Below are 26,326 nucleotides of genomic sequence, written 5' to 3'. Positions count from 1 at the left end.
GAAATAGGACAAATCATGGATATTAGAAGCGAATATTTAAATTTCTTTGCAAGCAAGGGGCATCAGATCATTCCTAGTGCGCCGTTGGTGCCAGATGATGATAGCTTGCTGTTTACAAACGCGGGGATGGTGCCCTTTAAAAGCATATTTACAGGAGCCGTTCCGCGTCCGACGCCGCCTATCCGCACGAGCTGTCAGACCTGCATCCGCGCCGGCGGCAAGCATAACGACCTAGACAACGTCGGCTACACCGCGCGCCATCATACGTTTTTTGAGATGCTTGGAAATTTCAGCTTCGGCGAGTATTTCAAAGAGCAGGCGATCGCCTATGCGTGGGAGTTCGTGACCGAAATTTTAAAGCTTCCCAAAGAAAAACTCTACGTTACCGTGCACGAGAAGGACGACGAAGCTTACGAGTTCTGGGCGCAGCACATAGCGCAGGAGCGCATATATCGCTTCGGCGATCACGATAACTTTTGGGCGATGGGCGATACCGGGCCGTGCGGACCGTGCAGCGAAATTTTTTACGATCAGGGTGAGGAGCATTTTCACTCGCCCGAGGATTATATGGGCGGCGACGGCGACCGCTTTTTAGAGATTTGGAATTTAGTTTTCATGCAGTACGAGCGCAGCAAAGACGGCAAGCTTAGCCCGCTTCCAAAGCCTAGCATCGACACGGGCATGGGGCTTGAGCGCGTCACGGCGATTAAGGAGGGCAAATTTAGCAACTATGACAGCTCGCTTTTTATGCCGCTAATTGATGAGGTCGCGAAGCTTTGCGGCAAGCCTTACGTTTATGAAAGCGGCGCGAGCTACCGCGTCATCGCCGATCATATCCGCTCGGTTACGTTTTTGCTAGCGCAGGGAACAAATTTTAATCGCGAGGGCAGGGGGTATGTTTTGCGTAGAATTCTGCGTCGTGCCGTTCGCCACGGCTATCTGCTCGGTATAAAAGAGCCGTTTATGTATCGCCTTGTGGATAAAGTATGCGAGCTGATGGGCGGGCACTACGCCTATCTGAACGAGAAAAAGCAAGCCGTAAAGGAGCAGATCAAGCTCGAAGAGGAGCGGTTTTTCGCCACTTTGGCAAATGGCATCGAGCTTTTTAACGAGGAGCTTGCGCGCACTAAAGAAATTTTTAGCGGCGAGGTCGCGTTTAAGTTATATGATACCTACGGCTTTCCGCTCGATCTGACCGCCGATATGCTGCGCGAGAAAAATTTGCGCGTGGATGAGGCTAAATTTGACGCGCTTATGAGCGAGCAAAGGCAGATAGCTAAGGCCGCATGGAGGGGCAGCGGCGATAAAAACGTCCGTGGCGATTTTAAGGCGCTGCTAGAGAAATTTGGTGAGAATAAATTTAGCGGTTACGAAGAGCTTAGCCGCACGAGCAAGGTTTTAGCGCTACTTAATGAGGATTTTGCGGAAGTGGATGAGCTCAAAGCCGGTGATATCGGCTGGGCGATGTTTGATATCACTCCGTTTTATGCACAAAGCGGCGGTCAAACGGGCGATAGCGGCGAAGTGGAGTCCATAGCCGATGTGTTTGATACGCAGAAATTTTATGGGTTAAATTTATCCCACTTGCGCCTTAATCGTAACCTGAAAATCGGCGATATCGTCGGGCTCAAGGTTTCTGAGGAGCGTGAGCAGATTGCACGTCATCACAGCGCGACGCACCTTTTGCACGCGGCACTTCGTGCGGTGCTAGGGGCTCATATTGCTCAAGCAGGAAGCTTAGTCGAAGCGGACCGCTTAAGATTTGACTTCTCGCATCCTAAGGCACTTAGCGGCGAGGAGCTAGCTAAAATCGAGGAATTTGTAAATAACGCCGTTTGCAAGGGCTGTGCGGCAAAAACTGAGATTATGGATATAGATGACGCTAAAAACAGCGGTGCAATCGCGCTTTTTGGCGAAAAATACGGCTCAAAAGTGCGCGTTGTGAGCTTTGGAGAGATTAGTAAGGAGCTTTGCGGCGGAATTCACGTGCGTAATTTAAGCGAGATAGGACCGTTTTTTATAGTCAAAGAAAGTGGCGTAAGTGCGGGCGTTAGGCGTATCGAGGCAGTTTGTTCGCGCACTGCTTTAAATTTAGCGCTTCAAAATCGCGCTAAGCTTGCTGAAATTTCTACAGAGCTAAAAGGGATTGAGCCTCTCCGCGCGATTGAGAAATTAAAAGATGAGATCAGATCGCTAAAAGATCAGATCAAGCATGCAAGCAGTTCTCATGCACTGGCTTTTCTAAATGTCGGTGATACCAAACTTTGCGTAGCCTCGGTCGAAAGCGGTGATATAAAAACTATGATAGATGAGTTTAAAAATAGCCACGAAAAGGCGGCGATAATGCTGATGCAAGTAGGCTCGGACGGTAAAATTTCAATCGCGGCAGGCGTTAAAAATGCGCCGATCAAAGCTGGCGAGTGGGTTAAGCTCGCAGCGCAAATTTTAGGCGGCGGCGGCGGCGGACGCGATGATTTTGCGACCGCAGGCGGCAAGGACGTGCTAAAAATCGAAGAGGCGATCAAAGAGGCGATCTCTTACGCAAAAGGTAAAATTTGAACGAAATCGATACCGGCTTCATCAAAGCCTCGCAAATTTTGCCGCTGATTCACATTTTAAGCGTGATTTTTTTGGTCTGCGCGCAGATCTGCGTATTTTTGATCGCGCGGATTTTTATGAATTTAAGCAGTAAAAACCAAGCAGATGCGAAGGATGTAAAATTTGCAGAAATTTTGCGATATATGAAGCGCTACGAGCAGTTCTTTGCGCTATTTTTGGTGATTGTTTGCGTAAGCGGATTTTTTCTTGCGGACGGCGGAGGTTTTAAATTTTCAGATCCTATGGTAAAAGGCGCGATTGCCACGCTGTGGGCTGGCGCCGGCTTTATACTACTAAATTTTATCTACATGCATTATAAAATTTTATCTTTGAAGCGAGCTTTGGATGAGGGCGATGAGCTTGAGGCGAATGAGCATTTAATCATCGTCGTTAAATATTTCATCCCGTTAAATATCGTAGTTACGCTGATTTGCGTTTATCTAGGCGTGACGGTGGGCGAGTTTTGATGATCTATTTAGCTTCAAGTTCGCCTACTAGAGCGCAAATTCTAAAGGATAACGGCGTAGAATTTACGCAAATTCCTTTTAATTTCGATGAAAGCGGCATTAGCAAGGACGATGCACGCACCTATGCTTACCGCGTTGCCGTAGCCAAAAAAACGCAGTTTTTTAAAATTTATAAAAATTATGATAGAGTGCTGTTTGCCGATAGCTCCGTACTTGCCGGCGGCGAAATTTTAGGCAAGGCGCGGGATGAAGCGGACGCATTAAAAATGCTACGAGCTCAAAGTGGTGCTAGCTGCGCCGTTTATACTGCGATGATTTTTTGCAGTAAGGCTCTGGAGCTTTCGGCACTTAGCGTCGCAAGCTTTGAATTTGCGGAATTTAATGAAGCGGATTTAAAAAGCTATATCGCTAGCGGCGATTGGCGTGGCAAGGCGGGTGCGATGAGTATCGAAGGCTTTAACGAAAAATATATCAAAAGCTCGCGTGGGTCAAAATTCACGGCGATGGGGCTTGATCTGGAAATTTTAAAGAGGTTTGTATGGTAAGAGTTTTATTTAGTTTTATTACGGTTTGCGCGTTTGCCGCAGGCGGAATTTTTTTGTATTTTTACTCGCAAATCCGCTTGGAATCGGACTCGATCATCGATTATCATCCCGAGCTTACGACTAAAATTTATGATCGCAACGGCAATTTGATAGCCAATGTTTTTAATGAACAAAATAGAATTTATGTAAAATTCGACGAGATCCCGGGCCGCGTGATCGAGGCGCTCGTAGCTATCGAGGATACGGCGTTTTTCGAACACGGCGGTGTGAATGTCGAGGCGATTTTTAGGGCGATTATTAAGGATGTCAAAGCGATGAAATTTGTCGAAGGGGCTTCCACGATTACGCAGCAGATCACGCGAAATTTAGTTCTTTCGAGCGAAAAGAAGCTTGATCGCAAGATCAAAGAAGCGATCCTATCGCTTAAGATAGAAAACGCTCTAAGCAAGGAACAAATTCTAGAGCGTTACTTCAACGAAGTGTATTTTGGACACGGATATTACGGCATCCGCACGGCAGCTTTGGGATATTTCAAAAAGGATTTGCAAGATCTGAGCCTTAAAGAGATCGCGATTTTAGTGGGCTTGCCGAAAGCTCCTAGTAGCTTTGATCCTACTAAGCACCTGGATTTGTCGCTTTCGCGCGCAAATAACGTGATTTATAGGATGCATGAGCTCGGCTGGATAAATAAGACCGAATATGAGCTCGCGATGAATGAGCAGCCTACGATCTACAACGAAACGCTCACGCAAAACGTAGCGCCGTATGCCGTAGATGAGATCATAAAAGAAGCCGAAAAAATTCTACCGGATGTCCGTACGGGCGGATACCGCATAGATACGAGCCTTGATCTAAAGGCGCAAGTAATGGCGCAAGAGGCATTAGTTTTCGGCTACAATGAAATTTTAAAGCGCAACAAAGACGCTAATGCAAGCAACGTAAACGGCGCTATGGTCGTCACGCATCCGCAAAACGGCGAAATTTTAGCCTTAGTAGGTGGCGTGGATTACGCGAAATCAAATTTCAATCGCGCTAGCCAATCCCAGCGCCAAACCGGCTCCAGCTTCAAGCCTTTCGTCTATCAAATCGCCCTTGATATGGGCTACTCGACGATGACTGAGGTGCCCGATATAGCTAGAGAATTCGACGACGGTAGCGATAAAACGTGGAAGCCGAAAAATTACGACAAGACTTACAGCGGCTACATCACGATCAAAGAAGCTTTAACTCGCTCGCGCAACCTTGCCTCGATCAATCTGATGCAATCTATCGGCGTTGATCGCGCGGTAAAAAAGCTTGGTGAGTTCGGCTTTAAAAACGTCCCGCCTGCCCTGTCGGTGGCTATCGGCAGCTACGGAATTTCGCCGCTTGAATACTCCACAATGTATTCTATGTTCCCAGGGCTTGGAATTACAGCAAAATCAAAATTTATCGTTTCGATTACCGATAAGGATGGCAAAACTCGCTTTATAGAGCCTGAGCGCCGCCGCGTGCTACGCCCTGAGCAGGCATATCTGATGACTACGCTACTAAAAAATATCGTGCAGCGCGGCACCGGTACTCGCGCGCGCGTGCAGGGCATCGACATAGCGGGCAAAACCGGCACCTCAAACGATAGCATAGATGCTTGGTTTTGCGGCTTTACGCCGGATTTACAGATCATAATCTGGTATGGCAACGACGATTATAAACCTATGCGAAAGGTCGAGGGTGGCGGCCGTACCGCAGCACCGGTGTTTGCAAAATTTTTAGATGCCTATTTAAAAGAATATCCGCAAACCAAGCGCAACTTCACCGTCCCGGACGGCGTTTTTAGCCGCCAATACAACGGGAAGGAGGAGTATTACACTAAAATTTCGCCGCTTCCTAAACCTCGCGAAAGTAGCAGCGACGGATCGTTTTAAATTTAGAGCAAATCCAAATTTAATCCGTTTTCGGAAGGCCCTTACATAGATTGCGTTTATTAAGCACAATATAAATATGCTAATTTATAGTTTGTTTAATGCTTAAGGCGATAAAATATACAATTCGCAGGGACTAAAATAATAGGAGGCTTATAAAGTCTTTTAATTTAGACGATAAATTCGTCTACTTTAGTAAAGTAATATCTATATTTTACGGCAAAAGGGTGGATAAAGACGAAAATAAGGGGAGAAGAATCTTTGAAGATAATTGCAAAAATGAAGAGAAATTTAGCTGCAAAGTGCTGAAAAATATCAACAATACGGGTAGCGACGGTGCGATTTCAATCGCTGAATAATTAAAATTATTAAGGAGCTAATATGTTAAATTTTGCTTTAATATGCAGATCGGCTATTTTTGTAGATCTGTTATTATGGATTTTCTATGATTTTAGATCAAATATCATAAATTTCTTTATAGTTTTAATTGCTGCTTTATGCCATCCATTTTATTTTATATTGTCTTATCTGTCTGCATTTGCGCTTTGTTCCGCGACACATATCATAAATACTACTCAGGTACACTATTTTCTTATAATAATAACGCTATTTATGATTCTATTTTTTGCTTTAAGATATAAAATTTTAAAAAGTATATCGAATAAAATTTTTAATAATAATTTTGACCTATTAAAAATTTCAAAATTTTATTTCTTTACGGCGATTCTTATTCCCATATATTTTGTAGACGATTTAGAAGGTCTTACCTATGCCGTTTATACCCTTTTACCGATTTTGGTATTTTATACGTTGATTTATAGCGTAATTAAAATTCTATTAGCGAAATTTGTTTTTAGGGAAGTACAAAACGCCGAGTAATAAAGCCAACGCTAGCTATTTATCGGCATGAAATTATTTAGTAAATTTACTATGCGCCAGGTGAATAACAAACAGTTTCATGCCTATTAGTTATAAAAACGCCAAAACGGTTGTTGGCAAATCAAAAGCGTACTAAATTTAAAATTTACGCCTCAATTTGCAATCGCCTCTACGGTGCTAGCAGTAGCATAAATCAATCCGCCTACGGTGACAAAAACTACGGTACCTACGATTAATATCGGTAGCGCTATGATAACGCCAAGAGGGTTAGGTCCGCTGCTTTCCCTACTGCCGGGTAGAATTTCGAGATTTGCTTTTATAGGCATCTTTAATCTATCGCTAGGCTTCATTATTTCGTTTAAATTTTTTATATCCACTACTTGCGCATCAAAGTTAAAAACAACCTCGATCTCGCCTTTTTTCTCATCTATTTCGATGCGATTTGCCAGAGCCTTGATTTTGGCAACATCTGCGCCTGCGGCGGAATTTAAAAATGCGCTAAATTCTCCGCGCGCCCGCCCGGTATCGGCATCCGTCACGACGATTTTAACAAGCTCACGCTTAAGCCCCTTGGCATAACCCTCGTCGTAGAAGCGCGATATGTTTTTAAGCGAAGAGCCGCGCGTTAGCACGTAGCTAAATTTTTCACCGACGATATACTCTTTGCCGTCATTTACGAAAAACGCCTTTATGCTCTCGCTCGTCTGCTGCTTGGTCGAGATGGAGCCCTGCTTACACTGGCACCCAACTAACACTACGGCTAATAAAATCGCGATAAATTTTTTCATATCTTCTCCTTGTTTTAAAAACTGCCGTCGATCAACTATTACTTGATTTTATATTTTTAATTTTACTATTTCTGGACTTAAATTTAGTATACTAAAAATCTCACCTTGAGCGATCTTTCTTTGTAAAATTATATAAATTCGAGCTTAAGCAGATAAATTTTATCTTTTTATTGACGAGCCTCAATGTTTATAAAAATTTAAATGGGTAGAATTCTCTCCTAATTTCAGTTAAAGGAGTGAGAATGAGAGAATATAAAAAGCTCTGGATGGCGCTTGTAGCGGTGCTCATCGTGGGCTTTAGTTTCTTGGGTTTTTACGGCGGCGAGGTGTATAGGCAGTCTCCGCCGGTGGTAAAATTTACCGATGCTAGCGGCAACGAGTTAATCAGCACCGAGCGCATTTACCGCGGGCAGGAGGCCTGGCAGAGCATCGGCGGTATGCAGGTGGGCTCGATCTGGGGTCACGGCGCGTATCAGGCGCCCGATTGGAGCGCAGATTGGCTGCATAAGGAGCTAGTTGCGTTTATGGATATCAAGGCGCAGGAGCGTTTCGGCGCTAAATTTGACGCTTTAAGCGATGAGCAAAAGGCGCAAATTAAGGCGCTTACCAAGGCCGAGTACCGCACCAATACCGTAAAAGACGGCACCGTTAAGCTAAGCGATGATCGCTTAAAGGCTATGGCGGTCGTAAAAGACGAGTACATGGGCGTTTTCGGAAACGATCCGCGCTTTAAAAAGCTTCGCGAGGATTACGCGATGAAGGAAAACACGCTCGCAAACGAGCAGCATCGCGCCGAGCTCATGGATTTCATCTTTTGGACTGCGTGGGCGGTTTCTACGGATCGTCCGAGCGGAGAGGCGACCTATACCAATAACTGGCCGCACGAGCCGCTGATAGACAATGTCCCTACCACGGAAAACGTCGTTTGGACGATCGCAAGTCTTGTTATTTTACTTACCGGCATCGGTCTTTTAGTGTGGTTTGGAAATTTCTACGGCAAAAAGGACGAGGATTTCGAGGCTCCTGCGAAGCTTAGCTCCGATCCGATCGCCGCTTTAGCGCTTACGCCGTCGCAAAAGGCGCTTGGTAAATATCTTTTCGTAGCGGTTGCATTGTTTGCATTTCAGGCCTTCATCGGCGGCTTTGTTGCGCACTATACGATCGAGGGTCAGTCCTTTTTCGGGCTTGATATTTCGCAGTATATCCCTTACTCGCTAGCGCGCACCTGGCACGTGCAGGCATCCATTTTCTGGATCGCTACCGGCTTTTTGGCGGCGGGATTGTTTCTAGCTCCGATAATCAACGGCGGCAAGGATCCGAAATTTCAAAAGCTCGGCGTGGACGTGCTTTTCTACGCGCTTCTTTTCTTGGTCGTCGGCAGCTTCGCGGGCGAATACATGGCGATTGCGGGCAAGATGGATCCAAGCAGCAGCTTCTGGATCGGACATCAAGGATACGAGTATTTAGACCTCGGTAGAATTTGGCAGCTGATACTGTTTGTGGGCCTTGTGATCTGGATGGTGCTCGTGCTGCGCGGCTTTATCGCAGGCTTTAGAGCCGAGGGCGATAAGAATTTATTAGCGATCTTTACCGCTTCGGTTATCGCCGTGGGGCTTTTTTACGGCGCGGGGCTATTTTACGGACAGCGCTCGCCGATCCCTGTGATGGAGTACTGGCGCTGGTGGGTCGTGCACCTTTGGGTCGAGGGATTTTTCGAGGTTTTCGCAACGGCGTCTTTGGCGTTCGTGTTCGCGTCCTTGGGTCTCGTTAGCAAGAAATTTGCCACCTACACCTCGATTGCTAGCGCGTCGATTTTCCTAATCGGCGGAATTCCAGGCACTTTCCACCACCTTTATTTTGCGGGCACCACTACGCCGATAATGGCTGTGGGTGCAAGCTTTTCGGCGCTTGAGGTCGTGCCTTTGGTGCTTTTGGGCTCAGAGGCGTTTCATTACTACAAGCTTCAATTCGCGCAGGATTGGGCTAAGCGCCTAAAATGGCCGCTTTACTGCTTTATCGCCGTGGCGTTTTGGAATATGCTGGGCGCGGGCGTTTTCGGCTTTTTAATTAATCCGCCGCTTGCGTTATTTTATATCCAGGGCTTAAACACCACCGCAGTGCACGCTCATACGGCGTTATTTGGCGTATACGGATTTTTGGCGCTCGGCTTCGTGTGGCTCGTGGCGCTGTATATTTACAAAGACAAAAACTTTGATGATACGCTGATGAAGATCGGCTTTTGGGCGCTAAATGCGGGTCTGCTTCTAATGGTGCTGATTTCGCTTCTTCCGGTTGGAATTTTGCAGGCGTTTGCGGCGATCGACGTGGGTATGTGGTACGCAAGAAGTGCGGAATTCTTGCAAAAAGACAGCCTCTACGGGCTCCGCTGGGCGCGCATCATCGGCGATACGATCTTTTTGGTTGGAAGCGTGTGCTTCTTGATTCAAATCGTGCGAATGATATTTTCACGCGCTAAATAGAGCCTTCGCGAGCTTTTACCGCTTGCTTGCCCCGCAGGGATTTTATTCCTCACGGGGCTTTTTAAATTTTACTAGGCTTTGCGCGAGCCTTTCGTGCGTGAGCTTTTTGCTGCAAAGGGTAACCGTGCGAACCTTTTGCCGCAGACGATGCCCGCGCGAGCTTTAAGCTTAGCCGCAAATTGCGCTAAATCTTTAAAATTTTAAAATTTCATCCTCTCAAATTTACCCGAGCCAAATTTTAAATTTGCTAAAATTATCGCCGAAATTTCAATCTCAAGGAGTGGAAAATGGGTGTGCGAGAGCAAATTTTAGAAGACATTAAAACGGCGATGAAGAGCGGCGATCACTTCCACAGAGACAGCCTGCGGATGCTTAACGCCGCGCTTAAGCAGGTCGAGGTGGACGAGCGCATCAGCCTTAGCGACGAGCGCGTCTTTAGCATACTTCAAAGCGAGATCAAGCGCCGAAATGACTCTGTGGAGCAGTATCGCGCAGGCGGTCGCGACGATCTGGTGCAAAAAGAGCAGGGCGAGATCGAGATCATCGCGTCTTATCTACCCGCGCAGCTAAGCGATGCCGAGCTTGCCGCCGAGGTTGGCTCACTAATCGCGCAGCTCGGTGCGAGCGGCGCAAAGGATATGGGGCGCGTGATGAAAGCCGCCAAAGAAGCGCTTGGTTCAAGTGTGGACGGCAAGCGGCTGAGCGAGGCGGTTAAAGCGGCACTGAAGTAGCCTGCGTTTGGGGTAAATTTAAGTCTGGCTACGGCTAAATTGTATCGACGTAAAATTTCGCTGCTGAAATTTTTTGAGATAGAGCTTTGGCTGCGAAATTCATATGCTAATTTAAAATTTTAAAGGATCATCGTGAAAAAATTTATCGCTGTTTTACTAGCCGTCCTGCTTGTGGGATGCCAGTGCAAACAAAACGTAGTGCCTGGGGCTAACGAAACGCCCGAAAAGATTACGGCATTTTTCATAAACGATGGCAAGGAATACATCGTAGGCGAGAAACTCAGCTATGTCCTAACGAACGGCTCGTCGCTTAAGAATATCTCGGAATTTTACGATGGCGGATACGCCAAAGGGCTTAAGCGCGAGTTTGTGCAGATCGAAGTAACCGATGCTAAAAACGGCGAGGCGCGCGGTAGTTTCAGCGCATTTTTGAATTCCGCAGCCGGTGCAGATGTCGCCAAAATCAAAGCTCTAGCGAACCGCATCGAAATCGATGAGAAAAAGGGCGAGATAGAAGCGATTTTCTACTTCGATGCGCGCGTCGTGCAGATCAAAAATCTTAACGAAATAATGAAGCCAAGCGATAGGTTGCGCTCCCCGATTCCGGCAAACATCGAGGTTAGACCTGAACGCTGCGAGAGTAGCGCTCTATCGGATGTGATAAGAGGCATCGTAGCTATACCGGTGGTAATCGTGGGCGTAGTGCTATTTCTGCCCGTCGGGGCGATGGAGGCGCTTGCGATGCAGCATAGCTCGCGATAATAAAAGCCGTAAAATTCCGTATCTTGCAGCGAAACTTACAATGTAATGATCGATGAAGCTCGGCGAAATTTGGCATAACTTAGATTGCAAGTTCGATCTATTTATGATCGCATTTTATTTGGCGGCGATGTGGTACGGATTTCTTTTTAGCTTGAATCCGAAAAGCTTAGATGATCTGAAAATTGCACACGGAATAATCATGGATGTCAGAAGCGATGATGGGCGCGAATATATGCAGATTTTTACGGACGAGCGCAAATTTATCAAAGTCTTTTTAAATGGCGATACGGATAACTTAACCTACTTTTATAAAAATAAAATTTTGCTCAATGCGGCAATTGTTGAAGCTAATTTTAAACGGTCAGGAGCGGACGAGTGGCAAGGCGTAAATATTAAGCCTTCTATCTCGCTAATCGCATACGAATGGCTGGAAGGCAAGCGAGTTAAAGCTTGGTATCAAAGCCGTCCGTTTCCGTTTCAAGATCGCGGCACGGCATATCAAGTTTTATTTTTGGATTACAATGCAAGCATCGATCCGCCGCAGCGCGAGTATCTGATGAAATTCAGATATGACAAATACGCTACGACGGATGATAAATTTACGGCTACGGTATTTGGAATTTTAACGCTCATTTTTCTTGTGATAGCGGCAAGCAAAATTTATCGAGCGCGCCAGCTATCATAAAATTCTATGACGCTAAATTTTAAGCAGTGCGCGGAATTTGTAGCGCGCCCGTTTCGCGCCTTTGCTCATTAAGCGGCGCTTCGGCTTTACGGCGCGGCGCGCGCCGTAAATTTTACTTTGTGTCCGTAAATTTAAAGCCCGTGATCGCTTGCGGCTGATTTAAGGGAGGAATTATGCTTATTTTTACATTGTGCTTTTGCGGCTTTGCGGTGCTTTGTAACCTGATTTGCCGCGCGATGAAAAGAGGCGATGCCTCGCTGCTCGCGCGATTGAAAGCTTCAAAGCTCGCCCGCGTCTTTGCTAGAGCTTTCGTTCCTTTCGGCGAAGCGCCTTTGATTAAAATAGGGTTTTTGCAAGTAGCGGGAATTTTCGCATTCGCCGCGCTTTTTTTATCGGTAATCTTATTTTTAAACGCCCCCAAAAATAACGACATCAGCGGCGCGCAAATTCTAAGCGGCGAGCTCGTATCCTATGAGCGTCATCGCCATTACAAAAGCGATTATTGCGATATCGAAATTCGCACGAGCGAGGGCGAGCTGGAGCGGCTGCGATCTGGCATTTGCAGGGATGAAATGCAATTTCGTCGCGGCGAGCGGGTAAGCATTTGGTATAAACGCGATTTGATGCATCCGGGTGAAATCAGAATTTATCAGTTAAAATTTAAAAAGGATAAGGGCTATTTGATCGAATTTAACGAGGGCAGAAGAGATACCTATCTCAAAACGGCGGCGGGCTCGCTTTTTGTGCTCGCGCTATGCCTGGCGCTGATATACGCGCTTAATACAGAAGAGGCGCGAGAGGCTTATGAGCGCAAAAAGCAAAAGGGAGAAAACACGGCGCGCAGTATCGAGACTAAGTATTTCAAAAAGCGTTAGGCTCGCGGCGCACGAAATTTTAAAATGCGACTTTGAAATTTGGCTATTTTGCGAACCGATTCATAAATCGGATTTAGGCGCGCGGAATTCATCGCAGCTTTAAGGATTGCGCGTGAGATTTAAATTCGCAGCTTCAGCGTAAATTTAAGCCGTTATTAAAATGCAGACACGGCTGATATGCCCGCGCTGACAACCGCATTTTTTGATAAATTTAAGGCGCTACTCAAATACAAACCGCAGCAGGCTTTAAATTTAATAAATTCGGCTTGATAAATTTGCCTCGCGCCAAATTTTGAAATTTTGCAGTTTTTCCCGTGCTGCTTCGCTTAAATTTTAAAATTTCGGCGATTTTGCGGCGCTTAGCAAAAAAAGGCGCGGTCGCAAGAGGTTCAGCTTCCGTAAAATCGGCTTTAAATTTAAAGCTCGAAATATACAAAAACAAGCCGTTTCATAGAGTGCTTGTTTCGCGGATTTGCGTTTTTAAAATTCTAAAAATTTCCGCTCGCAGCGCGCGTTTGAAATTTCAAATTCACGCTATGTTTGCCTCGGCTTGCTGCACGAAATTTAAATCGCCAAAATAAGAGCAAACGCGCTAAAATAGCCCTTTTATCAGCCCCTTAATCGCGTCTGACTTCTCTTTTTTTGCGTCGTTTTTGCTGCTGTTATCGTCCTTTTTCACGCCGAAAAGCTTGTCGATGCCCTTGCCGATCTGCTTGTCGAGCTTGCCCTTTAGATAGTCCGATCGCACGTCGTATTTCGGCTCTTTGATCGTGCCGGTGATGTTTATCTCAAAGTCCGTTTTCTCGACATTTGCTTTAACCGGTACCGAAATCGCGCCCGTTTTGCTATCCAGCGTGCCGCCGGTAACGTTTAGCTTGCTTTTTTGCGCGCTCATATCGGCGTTGAAATTGATTAAATTTTGCTTGATCGTGCCGTTTACTTTGGCGTCGTTATAGACCTCGCCGCCTAGATCGCGCCCTAAAATTTTACCTATTTTATCGATCAGTCCGCCGCTAGGAAGGCGGCCGTTATTGATGATCGCGTCGAATTTTCCGCTGTGCGAGCTCGTGTTATACGTAAGATTTGCGTTGCCCGTGCCGTCGTAGACATGATCGATATTTAGAAGCGTCGTAAGCTCTTTGACGATGAAATTTTGGATTTTAAAGTTCGCTTCATCGCCCGCGATCTGTCCGTTTAGCTCGCCGCCTGCGACCTTGGAATTTATGGTCGCAAACAGGCTCTTGCCGTCGTGCGAAAGCTCGCCCGTCGCGGCAATTTTACCGTTTAGTTTGCGATTTAAGAAAAATTCTAGTCGCTGCAGGCTCGGGATTAGCAGCGCGTAGTTTGCCTTAAGCGCTTTATTTTTGAGCTCGTAGGTGCCGTTTAGGCTCTGAAGCTGCGCCAGATCGGAGTTCGCGCTTACGCTAAAGGTCGCGACGGAGTTTTTGATATTTGTCTGCGCCTGCGCGTCCGCTTTTAGATCATTCGGGAAGTTCTTACCCGTCGCGCCGTCTAAAAATTTCTTAAAAATTGCGCCGTTAGCGAGCGAAATTTGCGCCGTGCCGTTGATGCCGTCTTTTAAGCTTAACTTCGCATCGCCGTTTATCGTGCCCTCTCCGATCGCGCTGCCGTAAAACAGAGCCGAAAGCACGGCCAGATTTAGATTGCTCGCCTTAAGCTTTAGATCGCTTAAATTTCCGCTCGCATTCAGGTTGCCGCCCATAGCGTTTAGATTTAAGCTTAGATTTTTAAGCTCATTTCGCGCTAAAGCCGCGCTAAGCTCGCCGTTTGCCTTGCCTTGCAGCTTCACCCCAAGGACGTTTTGCAGCGCGGCCAGATCGTTTGCATTTAGCTTCGCGGACAGCTCGCCGTTTTTGTTTTTCAGATCGTATTTGGCCTCGGCATCCGCTTTAAGCGCGTCTTTAAACGCCGAAATTTGCGAGTTTGAAAGCTCAAGCGTAGAAAAATCGGTCTTTAAATTTCCGTTTGCTTTAACGTCGCCAGAAATTTTACGTCCGATAAGGCTTTCAAGCTTCGCTAGATCGGGCAAGCTTAGATTGAAATCGGAGTTTAAAGTTTTGTTTTTTAGATCAAATTCCGACTTTTCGGCGCTGATTTTGCCTAGCGTCGAATCGATCTTGCTTGCTGCTCGCAGGATGTCATTTTGCGCCGTAATGTCCGAGTTTAGCGTGATCTGCACGCCCTTTGGGATGGAAATATTCATATCTTTAAACGCAGATTCGTTTAGGATCAAATTTGAACTCTTGATGCTCGCGTTGCCCTCCGCGCCGCCGCTGTTAGCCTTGATGTCCGAGAGCACGTCGATATTTCCTTTTGCGTAGATCGGCAGAGAGGCTACGGCAAGGGCCTTTTCGACGTTTAGGCCCTTAGCGTCGATTTGCAGATCAAGCGGTTTGAGGTCTTTTAAATTTGCTAAAAATTTTACGTTGCTATCAAAAATCCGCCCGCTGCCGTTGATGCCGAATTTGTCAAGATCGCCTAAAATTTGCCCTTTGAGGCTTAGTCCTTCGCTCGTTTTTATGCCGAGCTTGGCTAGATCGTGCGCATTTGCGTCGTAGTTAAGATCGAAAGAGCGCGCAAAAAGCGAATATTTGCCCTTTACGTTTACATTGGCGGCGTTATTTACGTTGGCGCTAATGTCCAGATCGCCGAAATTTAGATCGAATTTCTCAAGCTTCACGTCAAGGCCGCTTTTTTCTTTGATCAAATTTTCTATGTAAGGCTTAGTAAGATTGTTGCCAAAATCGCTGAAAAATAGGCAGCCCGCGCCTACGATAAGCAGGATTAAAATTCCTGCGATTATGCCGAAAATTTTCATTTCGTCCCCTTAAAATTTAAAATTTGAGGGTATTATAGCCCTTAAAATTTAACGTTTGAAATCTCAATACTTGAGTTAAAATCACTAAAGTTTTATAAAAATTTTTCATAAACTATTGACAAGATTTTAAATTTTGCATATAATCTTAGCACTCAAACACATTGAGTGCCAATTTTAGAAATCACAAATCAAAGAAAGGACTGAAATGAAATTTCAACCACTTGGCAAGCGTGTTCTAATCGAGCGCGAGGAAGAAACTAAAAAGACCGCTTCGGGTATCATTATCCCCGACAATGCTTCAAAAGAGAAGCCTTCGACCGGCAAAATCGTAGCCGTCGGCAGCGAATGTGAAGGCGTCAAAAATGGCGATACCGTAGCGTTTGCAAAATACGCAGGCAGCGAGATTAGCTTAGATGATAAGAAATACCTTATCTTAAATTTAGAAGATGTTTTAGGCATAATTAAATAAAAAGGATTGAAAATGGCAAAAGAGATTATTTTTTCAGACGACGCAAGAAACAAACTCTACGCGGGCGTTAGGAAGCTAAACGACGCTGTAAAAGTTACGATGGGACCTCGCGGTCGCAATGTCTTAATCCAAAAGAGCTTCGGTGCTCCGGCGATTACAAAAGACGGCGTAACCGTCGCTAAAGAGATTGAGCTAAAAGATACGCTAGAGAATATGGGCGCTTCTTTGGTGCGCGAAGTAGCGAGCAAAACCAACGATCAAGCAGGCGACGGCACTACTACAGCAACCGTGCTAGCTCACGCGATCTTTAAAGAAGGTCTACGCAACGTAACTGCGGGCGCAAATCCTATCGAGGTTAAACGCGGTATGGATAAATTTAGCGCTGCGGTTATCGAGGAGCTAAAAAAATCCTCTAAAAAAGTAAGTGGCAAAAAAGAGATCGCTCAGGTTGCTACGATCTCTGCCAATAACGACAGCGCGGTGGGCGATCTGATCGCAGACGCTATGGAAAGAGTAGGCAAGGACGGCGTTATAACCGTCGAAGAGGCAAAATCGATCAACGATGAGTTAAACGTAGTCGAGGGAATGCAGTTTGACCGCGGCTATCTAAGCCCATATTTCATTACAAATGCCGAGAAAATGCTAGTCGAGCTAAGCTCGCCGCTAGTGCTTCTATTTGACAAAAAAATTACAAATTTAAAAGACCTATTACCAGTTTTGGAGCAGGTTCAAAAAAGCGGCAAACCGCTTCTAATCATCGCCGAGGATATCGAGGGCGAGGCGCTTGCGACTTTGGTCGTAAATAAACTTCGTGGCGTGCTAAACATCTCGGCAGTCAAAGCTCCGGGATTTGGCGATCGCAGAAAGGCGATGCTTGAAGATATTGCGATTTTAACAGGCGGTACCGTCATCAGCGAGGAGCTTGGCAGAACGCTAGAAAGTGCTTCTATGGCTGATCTTGGACAAGCCGAGCGCATCGTGATCGACAAAGATAACACCACTATCGTAGGCGGCGCGGGCAAGAAAAAAGATATCGACGCGCGCGTTTTGCAGATCAAAGCTCAAATCGCTGAGACTACGAGCGATTACGACAAAGAGAAGCTTCAAGAGCGCATGGCTAAGCTTAGCGGCGGCGTTGCGGTTATCAAGGTGGGCGCTGCGACCGAAACCGAGATGAAAGAGAAAAAAGACCGCGTGGACGACGCTTTAAACGCAACTAAAGCAGCCGTAGACGAGGGTATCGTAATCGGCGGCGGCGCTGCGCTAATCAGAGCGGGACTTAGCGTAAAGCTAGCTCTAAGCGGCGACGAGCTTATCGGCGCAGACATCGTTAAGCGCGCGCTTTTCGCTCCGCTTCGCCAGATCGCAGAGAATGCGGGATTTGACGCGGGTGTCGTAGCTAATAAGGTTGAGCAAGGCTCAGACAAAAAATTCGGCTTCAACGCCGCAAACGGCGAGTACGTCAATATGTTTGAGGCAGGTATCATCGATCCGGTCAAGGTCGAGCGTATTGCGCTTCAAAACGCGGTCTCTGTCGCAAGCTTGCTTCTAACGACCGAAGCGACCGTAAGCGAGATCAAAGAGGAGAAACCTGCAATGCCTCCAATGCCTGATATGGGCGGAATGGGTGGCATGGGCGGAATGATGTAGCCCTCATAGGAGCGTCATTCGGCGCTCCTATACGCCTTGCTGTGGCGCTGTGAGATTTTACAGCGCCGCGAAATGCTTTATGCGCGGCGATATTTTTGCCATACGCCGCCATAATGATATGTGCCGCGTTTTGGATATGTCTAAAGCGCGGTGATTTATTATTAATTTAACGATTAAGCGGTGTAATTTTTAGTCACCGCATGATCTGATAAATTTTGTATCTCACCGCAAATTTGCGGTCTTGCCGCATTATCCTTTAAATTTAAAAACTTTATATGAGTTTGCTTTTACCTTAAATTCTGACTTGCCACTTAAAATCTAAGCGCAGAATTCTAAAGCTTTAAAATTTTATCAGCCCTTCCGCCTAAACACTTACAAGATAAAATTTTGTTGTGGCATCATATTTTTGTTGTGATAAAATTCTATTGCCAAACAGAATCCTAGCTGCGGAATTTTTCAAGCTTAGCCTTTTATTTGGCGATACAGCTTTGAATTAGAGCTGAGATTTCATAGCCTCACTCATTAAATTTAGCGCCGCTTAATCTAAGCTTTGCTAAATTTCGCCTAAAATCCATTGAAAGGAAAACGATGAAAAATTTAGCTCGTATCTTTTTAATCGCGTTCATTTTGGCGAGCTTCTCTAGCGCTTTTGCCGCTCAGCAAAGCCACAAATCACCTTCCGCGTTGCAAAACCGTAAATATAAAATTTCATCTCAAAATTTGCGAGCCAAAGATCATCCGAGTAAAAATACCTCGGCAAAATCCTCTGCCGAGCCGCATGCTAAAAAACCTGCAAATGCTAAAAGCCTTTCAAATTCCAAGTTCACAAAAAATACACGTGCATCTGGGAATTTCGCTAAAAATTCCACGCGAAAAAGTGCGAAAAATTTTACTAAAAATTCTGGGCAAAATTTCGCATCGCATTATGCGAGAAATAAAGCATCTAGGCGCCCAGCCAATCAATCAAGCAGTCAGAATGGAGCTAGCAAGAGCCTAGTCGCGACGCTGATGCGTTTGCCAAAGACCCGTATCTATGAGGATGAGGTGCCAAACGCCCGCGATACGGAGCAAACTTACAGAGGCACAGATATGCGGAGAAGCGTAAGCGCGCAAACTCACGGAGGCGCGGATGATCAGACCGGCAAAATCGTAGACGCACAAGCTCGCAAATTAACGACGACTCAAATTGCACAGCCGCAAGCTCGCTACGGCTATAGTGCAACTCGTTCTGGCGCTATGGGGCATACAGCTGCATCTCATTCGAGTGCCACGAAGTATACGGCTCGTCAAAATGCCCGCGCGCCCTATCTTCCCACATCTGCTCGCTCTAGCCGTGCGATAGGGCGCTCTGGCGGTAGCGCGCTTGGTAAAATACCGTCGCCAGAGCGGGGTAATGCGCTAGGACAAGGTGCTGCGATACGTTATGATGAGCGTTGGGCGAAGCCCGCTCCACAGCCTTATGAGCCTGCGCCTGAGACCGAGAAAAAGCGAGGACTGATATTTTCGTCGCAGTGGGGTCCTGCCGCGCCGAAAAGCAAGTGGCAGCAGCACGAAGCCCCGATGGATGATGCTTCGTCGCGCAATGAGTCGGTGATGGATATGCTGCAGGACAAGATGAGCAGGGTCAAGGTAAATATGGAGCTGGTGCGCTAGCCTAGGCGGCACGCCGGCGCAATTTATATGCGTAGGCAGTTTAATTTCGCTGCCTCTGTAAGAACGGCGGTTGCATTGCAAAAACATGAACGCTGATGTTTTTTTTGGCTTTGTCGCCGTTCGAAACAATGCTCCCTACTGCTGCAATTAAAGATAAAATTTTCATATTTCATCTGCGGGCTTTGAAATTTCACGGCTGTATGCCGCGCTGCTATGATAAATCGGATTACGCTTGTCCTGCGCGAACGGGCGCTGCGACTACACTGCGGTTAAAATTTCGCCGAAATTTCAAGAGCTTAATTTTATAATTTTATGTCGTAGGACTTCGCCCGCCTGCTAAATTTGCAGAATTTTGCTTAGCTGCGTGGTTTATTAAATTTCGCTTGCCATCAAATTTTGCAGAGTTTCGCCTGCTACCGAAATTTTTAGAATTTTATTATATGGCGGAATTTTATAGAGCTCTATTCGCTCAAATTTCGCGGCGAAATGAAATTTTTTGCAAGCGCGAAAGTAAAATTTAGCGGGTGAAATTTTGCAGGCAAAATTCTAGCGGCGGCTAGCGAGTGCGAATTATTAAATTTTAACCCCGTTTTGAATAAAATAGCGCAAAAAATTCTAAAGGCTTAAATTTGAAAAATCGCTATCCGACCCGCCAAATCTCCGTCGGCTCCGTCAAAATCGGCGGCGGCGCGCCCATCTCCGTGCAGTCGATGAGCTTTTCTAAGACCAAGGACGTGGAGGGCACGCTAGAGCAGATAAACCGCCTGTATTTCGCAGGCTGCGACATCGTGCGCTGCGCCGTACTCGATAAAGCGGACGCGGACGCGCTCGCACGCATCAAAAAAAGCTCGCCGCTTCCCATCGTAGCGGACATCCATTTTAATTTTCGCTTGGCGCTACAGGTTGCGGAGTTTGTCGATGCTATCCGCATAAATCCCGGCAATATAGGCGGCAAGGACCGTATCAAGGAGGTCGTGCGTGCGTGCAAAGCTCGCAGCCTGCCTATCCGCATCGGCGTAAATTTGGGCTCGCTTGAGGAACAGTTTGAGCAAAAATACGGCCGCAGCGTGGAGGCGATGGTGCAAAGCGCGCTGTATAACGCCGCGCTGCTGCAGGATGAGGACTTTAGCGACATCGCGATCTCTCTTAAGACTTCGGACGCGCCGAGTACGGTAGCTGCGTATCGCGCGCTGCGCCCGCTATGCGAGTATCCTTTTCATCTGGGTGTGACCGAGGCCGGGACGAAATTTCACGCGAGCATCAAGAGCGCGATCGCGCTTGGTACGCTTCTAATGGAGGGGATCGGCGATACGATGCGCGTGAGCATCACGGGCGAGCTTGAGGAGGAGATCCGCGTCGCGCGCGCGATCCTGCAGGATGCGGGCGTGCAAAAAAGCGGCGTAAATATCATCTCGTGCCCTACCTGCGGGCGTTTGCAAAGCGATCTGCTAAGCGCGATCAAAATCGTTGAAGAAAAAACCGCGCACATCAAAACGCCGCTAAATATCAGCGTCATGGGCTGCGTCGTAAATGCGATCGGCGAGGCGAAGGGCGCGGACGTGGCGATCGCATTCGGCAACGGGCGCGGCATCGTGATGCGCCACGGCGAAGTGGTCGCCAAACTCGAGGAGAGCAAGCTCGTGGAGCGGTTTTTGCAAGAGGTCGAGGACGAGGTGCGAGTTCGCGAAGGCGCGTGAGGGCTGCGGCGCCTAGCTGGTTAAAGCCGCTATGATTCGTGGCTTGGGTAGCTTGGCTCTGAATTCTGGCGCGCTTGGCTAGTTGTAGTTTGCTCGGCGTTTTAAGGCGCTCTTGGGTTTATCGCGGTTTGTTCGGCTCATCGGTACAGCGCGTCTTGGCGTGAAATTTTAAAATTTCATCCTTAAAGCGGCGCTTTTAAATTTTAAAATTTTATCCTTAGGCGGCGCTTTTAAATTTGAGCCTTTGGGGAGTGCGGCTTGGAATTTTGGTTTTGAAATTTCGGGCTTGAAATTTTAACGCTGAAATTTCGTATGAAATTTTTGAGTTTAAAATTTTGGCTTTGGAATTTCGTCTTGAAATTTCATTTTAAAATTTAAAACTCGCGATTTGAAGCGAAATTTTATAGTGCAGAATTTACCGTGCGAAATTTTAAGCGGTAGAATTTTATGTTATCTATGAAATTTAGGCGCAGGTTCTATGCGCTTGCCAATTTTACTCGTAGGATTTGCCTCGGTAGAATTCCGTGCCGCAAAGCGGAATCTTGACGGATGAACTTTCGATACGCCGCGAAATTTCATCCGGCTGGATTTCGTCCTGCACCTAAATTTAAGGCAAGAGAAATTCTAAGAGTCAAAATTTCAAAGGGCGAAATTTCAAGCCGACGGGATTTTAAAGGCGAAAATTCCGAGGATGAAATTTTAGATAGCAAAATTTAAAGCGGTCGAAATTATAAATTCCGCCCGATAGAATTTTGCTAAGAGGCGAGATTTCAATTCTATAAAATTTAAAATTATCGCGCCGCAGAGATTTGCGGAGGCGAGCTTGAAATTTTATAGAATTTAAATGCGAAACGAGGGGAAGCGATGGCAACGAAGCAGAATGTGCCTGCAAATTTATACGATCTGGATATGGAGCGCGCGATCTTAAGCTCGCTTTTGCAAAACGAGGACGCATACGGCGAGCTGAGCGAGATAATCTCGGTCGGCGATTTTTTCTACAAGCCGCACGCCGACATCTACGAGGCGATCGTCAAGTGCTCCTCGCACAACGAGCCGATCGCGCCGAGCTTCGTTAAAAAATGGCTAGCCGAGCGCTACGACGATGGCGCATTTACCGAGGTCGTAGCCACCAGCGGCGTGGTCGATGCCCCAAAATACGCGCTCGAGCTGCGTGAAAAATCGATCAAGCGCTCGCTAATCAAGGTCGCGCACGAGATCCCTTCGATGGTAAACGAAGCCGTGCGCAGCAAAGACACCGCCGATAAAATCAGCTCCAAAATTTACGAGCTCATCGACGAGGAGCGCCACGGCGGTATCAAAAAATCGCACGAGATTATCGCCGACGTAGTAGAGGAGCTGAAGCGTCAAAAGGCGCTCGCAGGCTCGGAGCTCGTGGGGCTTGATACGGGCTTTCGCTTCCTAAACGACTGCACGAAGGGGTTGAAACCGGGCGAGCTCATCATCATCGCCGCCCGCCCCGGCATGGGCAAAACCGCCTTTGCGCTAAATTTGATGATGAAAACTTTGCAAAGCGGCAAGGGCGTCGTATTTTTCTCGCTCGAGATGCCCTCCGTGCAGCTGATGTATCGCATACTAAGCGCGCTTAGCTCGATCCCGCTAAGCGACATAATGAGCGCCAAGCTCAGCGACGACGACTGGACGCGCTTCAACGACGCCTGCGACGCGGTGCTAAATATGCCGCTTTTCGTCTATGACAGCGGCTACGTGAACATCCACCAAGTCCGCACCCAGCTGCGCAAGCTCAAATCCGCGGACGCCAACATCGAGCTTTGCGTGATCGATTACATCGGACTTATGACGAGCACGAGCAACTACTCCGAGCGCCACTTGCAAATCGCTGAAATTTCACGCGGGCTCAAGCTTTTAGCGCGCGAGCTAAACATCCCGATCATCGCGCTGTCGCAACTAAACCGCTCGCTTGAGGCGCGCTCGAACAAACGCCCGATGCTAAGCGATCTGCGCGAAAGCGGCGCGATCGAGCAGGACGCCGACATCATACTTTTCGTCTATCGCGACGAGGTTTATAAGGAGCAGATGGAGCGCGAGCGCATTTCGCGGCTGGAGGCCGAGGGCAAGGACGCGGGCGAGCCCGTATTTAGGCGCAACGACTATCAGGAAAAAGCCGAAATCATCGTCGGCAAAAACCGCTCGGGCGAGGCGGGCAGGACGATCGAGGTGGGCTTTCAGGGTAGATTTACCCGCTTTGTCAATACGAGCTTCGGCGGCGAGCCCAGCGAGAGCGCGATCTTTAACGAAAATGACAATCTCGACTACGTCTCGCAGCTGCAAGATCAGGGCTTCGAGGACGCCGCAGCGCCGCGCCTCGATACGGCGCAGAATTTGCAGCAGAATTTAACGCAGAATTTTAATGAAGCTCAAAATTTTAACGAAGCGCAAAATAGCGGCGTAAATTTAAACGCAAGCTCCGCTAGCGCTCGAAATTCCAGCGTAAATATCGATCTTGACGAGATGCCTAGCTTCGGTCAAAGCGATGCGCAGGACGGCGAGGAGATAGACGGCGAGTCTAAGCTTAGCGCAGAGCAGGGCTTAGCAGAGGTGCGTCGCGCGGCACAGGACGCACCGCAAAAGCAAGAATTTGAGGAGCAAAATTTAGATGATGCAAGAGCGGGCAGTGTCGCGCCCGAAACAGACGTGCATAAAAATTTATCGGGCACTCCGCAGGGCGTAAAAGACACATCGCGGGGCACGAAAGGCGCGCAGCAAGGCGCAGAGGGTACATCGCAAGGCGCAGAGAAGGTAGCGGGCGCGTCGCGAGGAGCGGAGAGTACGCAGCGAGAGGATGCCTCGTATTTTGAGAGTGATGATAGTGCCGATGGCAGCAGGTCGTCTTTTGAAGCGCAAGAGCGGCGGCAGGACGAAGCGAAATTTAAACCCGCACCGCCTTTAAATATCGAAGAGATGGGCATTCCAAAGATTAATGAGGCAAACAGGCTCGATGACGACGACGCGCCGCTGGATCTGTGAAATAGCGCTTAGGCTAGCGCTGATCGTTAGCATTTTTTACTTCGCGCTTTACGCGCAGGATTTGGACGATGCGGGCTTTTGCGCGTTGGCGGCGTTTTGGGCTTACGCGCTATTTCGGGTGCTATTTAGCTTTTTTTACGAGGCGAAGCAGCGCGCCAATGCGGCGCTATTTCGTAGCGGCGGGACTTTGATTAAAATTTTTAGAGGCAGGCTGATAAGCGGGATTTTTGCTTGCGCGGGCGCGACCTTCTTAAGCGCCACTTTGGCGCTAGGCCTAGCCGATTTGCGCGGTGCGGAGCTTTTCGTGACGCTGGCGGCACTGCCTGCAGCTCTTGCTCTGATGCGTCTAGCGGTGCTTAAGCTCAGCCTAAAAGAGATTAAAAATCCTAGAATTTTATCGCTCAAACTTAGTATTTTGCTGCTCGCCATGCTTGCCGTAGCGGTAAATTTTGCCATAAATTTGGCCTATTTGCGGCTCGCGGACGCTGCGGATCCAGCCACACACTCTTTAAATTCCGCGATAAATTTTACTCCGCCCGCCCGCACCACTTCATCTGCCGAAGACTACGCGAGGAATAAGGTTTCCGCACCCGTCGGAAATTTTGCAACAGATAATGCCGCTAAATCCGCTAAAAATTTCGCTGTGAATAACGCCGCCATGGTTGTCGTAAATTCCGAGGCTGATAATGCCATTAAATTCGCATCAGACGCCGTCAAAAAACCTACCGCTTCGCCCGCAAATTTTAAAGCGATCTCCGTCAGGGCGGTGTACGCCTCGGCTGAAAATTCCAAGGTAAATCCCGTCGCTACGCGGCAAATCAACGCTAAAAATTCTACGACTAGCCCCGCTGCAGCGCAAAATTTAGCCCAAAATCCCGCCGCACCGAGTATGGCTGCCGACAGTCCTGCTGAAAAATCCGCGACAAGCCCCGTATCGGTAGATAAAATTTTTGAAATTTTAAAATCTACCGCGCCGCAAGCGCACTTCAAATCCGCCCTGCTAAATGAAATTTACGCTTTGAAATTTTATAAAAACGCGCTGTTTGAGCTGGCGCTGTCGCAGAGCCCTAGCGCGCTAAAAATCGCTCTTTTGTTTCTGATCTGCGCGGGCGATTTTGTTTTTTACTGCGCGATCTTGCATATTTGTGCCTTCGTGCTTTTTATGCCGCGGGCTGCGCCCAAAATAGGGCGCTTCAGCGGCACTATCTTTGCGCTTGCCTACGTCACGCTATGTTTGATCTGCGCCGCGCAGACGCGCACTGCTGCGGGCGAAGCGGAGGGCGCACATCCTAAAAGCGCGGTCGAGACGGGCGTGCAGATCGTGCTGCAAAGCGGCGAGCGGCTGATCTTAAGTGCTCGCGAGGCAGATGCGTTAAGAGGCGAGCTAAACGCCACGCGCCTTGCCGCGGAAGCAAACGCCGCGTCCGCGCTGAATAGCTACATCGATGCCGTTTACGACGAGGGCGCGAGGCTTAGCGCGCAGAAAATGGCGGATTTCAATTACTCATTTTTGAGCGATTATCTGGTGCTGTGGCACGGCGTGTGGGACGATGACGCGGGGGCGTATCTGAATGAGAAATTTGCGGGCTTCGTAAGCGAAAGCTTCCCGAAAGATTTTGGCGAAAATATCGCTAAGATCGCTGCGGCAAACGTCAAAAATTATGAGAGCTCGCTAAATTTTACGCTCAAAAAATACGGCGCGAAAATCGATCTCAACGTCACGCAGAGCTTCAGCCTAAAAAGCAAGGCGTATCGCGCGAGCGGGACGGGGCTGGGGGCGCTGGGCGGCGTGCTGGGCGCAAAGCTAATAAGCAAGAGCCTCGCTAAAACTGCGGCCAAGACGGGCGCGAAAACCATTACCAAAGCAGGCGCCAGCGCGACTAGCGGTAGTGCGGGGCTCGTGTGCGGCCCGGGCGCGGTGGTGTGCGTGCCTGCGTTTGCCGTGGCTACGTGGTTTGGGCTGGATTTTGCGTTTGCCAAGGGCGACGAGGCGCTGAATCGAGAGGAGTTTGAAGCTGCGATCGTGCGCGATATGATGGCGGCGAAAGAGGAGCTAAAGCGCGCACTGGCGGAGGATTTCAACGCGACGATAGATGAAATTTCGAGTGAAATTTTAAATTTAGACGGGAAGTAGGGCGACGGATTATGCCCGCGTAACTTAGACCCGTTGCGAGCGAAATTTTACGGCGGATTATAGAGCTTTCGTGCGTAGCGGGCTGTGAAATTTTAAAATTTCATTTAAGTGTGGACGGCGGGTGGGATTACGGCACATTTATCGCGCCGCCGCGCTCCTTAAATTTA

At 47.8% G+C, this 26,326-nt stretch carries 20 protein-coding genes; 17 read left to right on the top strand and 3 right to left on the bottom strand.

Going from position 1 to position 26,326, the window contains the following annotated elements; genetic code table 11:
- Positions 1-15 precede the first annotated feature (15 nt).
- The 5 genes from alaS (at position 16) to Q0460_RS01105 (ending at position 5,870) form a co-directional block, all read left to right on the top strand.
- Positions 16-2,559, top strand: a complete 2,544-nt coding sequence (alaS, locus tag Q0460_RS01125) for an alanine--tRNA ligase (protein WP_299083815.1) — start codon at positions 16-18, stop codon at positions 2,557-2,559.
- Positions 2,556-3,065 carry a hypothetical protein gene (locus Q0460_RS01120; RefSeq protein ID WP_299083812.1) on the top strand — a complete coding sequence of 170 codons (510 nt, stop codon included), beginning with the start codon at positions 2,556-2,558 and terminating at the stop codon, positions 3,063-3,065. The genes alaS and Q0460_RS01120 overlap by 4 nt, the downstream gene beginning before the upstream one ends.
- A complete protein-coding gene (gene maf, locus Q0460_RS01115; protein WP_299083809.1) occupies positions 3,065-3,610 on the top strand; it encodes a septum formation inhibitor Maf in 546 nt (181 codons plus the stop codon). Before Q0460_RS01120 ends, maf begins: the two co-directional genes overlap by 1 nt.
- Complete coding sequence (locus tag Q0460_RS01110) at positions 3,604-5,514, top strand: transglycosylase domain-containing protein (RefSeq protein ID WP_299083806.1); 1,911 nt, start codon at positions 3,604-3,606, stop codon at positions 5,512-5,514. Before maf ends, Q0460_RS01110 begins: the two co-directional genes overlap by 7 nt.
- Positions 5,515-5,738: 224 nt before the next feature.
- Positions 5,739-5,870, top strand: coding sequence for a hypothetical protein (locus Q0460_RS01105; RefSeq protein ID WP_299083803.1), 132 nt, complete (start codon positions 5,739-5,741; stop codon positions 5,868-5,870).
- A gap of 672 nt (positions 5,871-6,542) precedes the next feature.
- Here the strand turns inward: Q0460_RS01105 and Q0460_RS01100 are convergent.
- Complete coding sequence (locus tag Q0460_RS01100) at positions 6,543-7,178, bottom strand: hypothetical protein (protein ID WP_299083800.1); 636 nt, start codon at positions 7,176-7,178, stop codon at positions 6,543-6,545.
- Between the two features lie 242 nt (positions 7,179-7,420).
- Between Q0460_RS01100 and Q0460_RS01095 the strand changes: the two genes are divergently transcribed.
- The 5 genes from Q0460_RS01095 to Q0460_RS01075 all read left to right on the top strand — a co-directional run bounded on the left by Q0460_RS01095 (position 7,421) and on the right by Q0460_RS01075 (position 12,711).
- Complete coding sequence (locus Q0460_RS01095; RefSeq protein WP_299083797.1) at positions 7,421-9,658, top strand: nitric-oxide reductase large subunit; 2,238 nt, start codon at positions 7,421-7,423, stop codon at positions 9,656-9,658.
- Positions 9,659-9,945: 287 nt separating this feature from the next.
- The gene (locus tag Q0460_RS01090) at positions 9,946-10,389 is read left to right on the top strand and encodes a GatB/YqeY domain-containing protein (RefSeq protein ID WP_299083794.1); all 444 of its coding nucleotides are present in this window, start codon (positions 9,946-9,948) and stop codon (positions 10,387-10,389) included.
- Positions 10,390-10,521: 132 nt separating this feature from the next.
- Positions 10,522-11,151, top strand: coding sequence for a hypothetical protein (locus Q0460_RS01085; protein ID WP_299083792.1), 630 nt, complete (start codon positions 10,522-10,524; stop codon positions 11,149-11,151).
- Between the two features lie 199 nt (positions 11,152-11,350).
- Positions 11,351-11,836 (top strand): hypothetical protein, encoded by a 486-nt coding sequence (locus Q0460_RS01080; protein ID WP_299083790.1) that lies wholly within the window; start codon positions 11,351-11,353, stop codon positions 11,834-11,836.
- A gap of 173 nt (positions 11,837-12,009) precedes the next feature.
- Positions 12,010-12,711, top strand: a complete 702-nt coding sequence (locus Q0460_RS01075; RefSeq protein WP_299083789.1) for a hypothetical protein — start codon at positions 12,010-12,012, stop codon at positions 12,709-12,711.
- Between the two features lie 223 nt (positions 12,712-12,934).
- On the opposite strand, the gene Q0460_RS01070 is transcribed toward Q0460_RS01075, so the two are convergent.
- Positions 12,935-13,147 carry a hypothetical protein gene (locus Q0460_RS01070; RefSeq protein ID WP_299083788.1) on the bottom strand — a complete coding sequence of 71 codons (213 nt, stop codon included), beginning with the start codon at positions 13,145-13,147 and terminating at the stop codon, positions 12,935-12,937.
- Positions 13,148-13,303: 156 nt separating this feature from the next.
- On the bottom strand, positions 13,304-15,550 hold the full coding sequence (locus Q0460_RS01065; RefSeq protein ID WP_299083786.1) for a hypothetical protein: 2,247 nt from the start codon (positions 15,548-15,550) through the stop codon (positions 13,304-13,306).
- Positions 15,551-15,755: 205 nt separating this feature from the next.
- Here Q0460_RS01065 and groES point away from each other — a divergent pair, with 205 nt between their 5' ends.
- The 7 genes from groES to Q0460_RS01030 all read left to right on the top strand — a co-directional run bounded on the left by groES (position 15,756) and on the right by Q0460_RS01030 (position 26,159).
- Positions 15,756-16,019: a co-chaperone GroES gene (gene groES / locus Q0460_RS01060; RefSeq protein WP_005871710.1), complete on the top strand. Its 264-nt coding sequence runs from the start codon at positions 15,756-15,758 to the stop codon at positions 16,017-16,019.
- A gap of 12 nt (positions 16,020-16,031) precedes the next feature.
- Entirely contained in the window at positions 16,032-17,669 is a 1,638-nt protein-coding gene (gene groL, locus Q0460_RS01055) for a chaperonin GroEL (protein ID WP_005871709.1), read from the top strand.
- Positions 17,670-18,257: 588 nt separating this feature from the next.
- Complete coding sequence (locus Q0460_RS01050; protein WP_299083782.1) at positions 18,258-19,322, top strand: hypothetical protein; 1,065 nt, start codon at positions 18,258-18,260, stop codon at positions 19,320-19,322.
- A 629-nt stretch (positions 19,323-19,951) separates the two neighbouring features.
- Complete coding sequence (gene ispG, locus Q0460_RS01045; protein ID WP_299083779.1) at positions 19,952-21,019, top strand: flavodoxin-dependent (E)-4-hydroxy-3-methylbut-2-enyl-diphosphate synthase; 1,068 nt, start codon at positions 19,952-19,954, stop codon at positions 21,017-21,019.
- 549 nt (positions 21,020-21,568) lie between these two features.
- On the top strand, positions 21,569-21,736 hold the full coding sequence (locus Q0460_RS01040) for a hypothetical protein (protein WP_299083776.1): 168 nt from the start codon (positions 21,569-21,571) through the stop codon (positions 21,734-21,736).
- Between the two features lie 147 nt (positions 21,737-21,883).
- Positions 21,884-24,025 carry a replicative DNA helicase gene (locus Q0460_RS01035; protein WP_299083773.1) on the top strand — a complete coding sequence of 714 codons (2,142 nt, stop codon included), beginning with the start codon at positions 21,884-21,886 and terminating at the stop codon, positions 24,023-24,025.
- Positions 23,979-26,159: a hypothetical protein gene (locus Q0460_RS01030; protein WP_299083770.1), complete on the top strand. Its 2,181-nt coding sequence runs from the start codon at positions 23,979-23,981 to the stop codon at positions 26,157-26,159. Before Q0460_RS01035 ends, Q0460_RS01030 begins: the two co-directional genes overlap by 47 nt.
- Positions 26,160-26,326 lie beyond the last annotated feature (167 nt).

The sequence above is a fragment of the uncultured Campylobacter sp. genome (genome assembly GCF_937980635.1).
Classification (GTDB): domain Bacteria; phylum Campylobacterota; class Campylobacteria; order Campylobacterales; family Campylobacteraceae; genus Campylobacter_B.
This window is presented reverse-complemented; position numbering and strand designations above follow the sequence as displayed.

Coding starts and splice junctions, on each gene's coding strand:
- Q0460_RS01040 (WP_299083776.1), top strand. CDS start 21,569: ATGAACTTTCGATACGCCGCGAAATTTCATCCGGCTGGATTTCGTCCT.
- Q0460_RS01030 (WP_299083770.1), top strand. CDS start 23,979: ATGAGGCAAACAGGCTCGATGACGACGACGCGCCGCTGGATCTGTGAA.
- maf (WP_299083809.1), top strand. CDS start 3,065: ATGATCTATTTAGCTTCAAGTTCGCCTACTAGAGCGCAAATTCTAAAG.
- Q0460_RS01050 (WP_299083782.1), top strand. CDS start 18,258: ATGAAAAATTTAGCTCGTATCTTTTTAATCGCGTTCATTTTGGCGAGC.
- Q0460_RS01035 (WP_299083773.1), top strand. CDS start 21,884: ATGGCAACGAAGCAGAATGTGCCTGCAAATTTATACGATCTGGATATG.
- Q0460_RS01080 (WP_299083790.1), top strand. CDS start 11,351: ATGGATGTCAGAAGCGATGATGGGCGCGAATATATGCAGATTTTTACG.
- alaS (WP_299083815.1), top strand. CDS start 16: ATGGATATTAGAAGCGAATATTTAAATTTCTTTGCAAGCAAGGGGCAT.
- Q0460_RS01095 (WP_299083797.1), top strand. CDS start 7,421: ATGAGAGAATATAAAAAGCTCTGGATGGCGCTTGTAGCGGTGCTCATC.
- Q0460_RS01100 (WP_299083800.1), bottom strand. CDS start 7,178: ATGAAAAAATTTATCGCGATTTTATTAGCCGTAGTGTTAGTTGGGTGC.
- groES (WP_005871710.1), top strand. CDS start 15,756: ATGAAATTTCAACCACTTGGCAAGCGTGTTCTAATCGAGCGCGAGGAA.
- Q0460_RS01075 (WP_299083789.1), top strand. CDS start 12,010: ATGCTTATTTTTACATTGTGCTTTTGCGGCTTTGCGGTGCTTTGTAAC.
- Q0460_RS01110 (WP_299083806.1), top strand. CDS start 3,604: ATGGTAAGAGTTTTATTTAGTTTTATTACGGTTTGCGCGTTTGCCGCA.
- Q0460_RS01065 (WP_299083786.1), bottom strand. CDS start 15,550: ATGAAAATTTTCGGCATAATCGCAGGAATTTTAATCCTGCTTATCGTA.
- Q0460_RS01090 (WP_299083794.1), top strand. CDS start 9,946: ATGGGTGTGCGAGAGCAAATTTTAGAAGACATTAAAACGGCGATGAAG.
- groL (WP_005871709.1), top strand. CDS start 16,032: ATGGCAAAAGAGATTATTTTTTCAGACGACGCAAGAAACAAACTCTAC.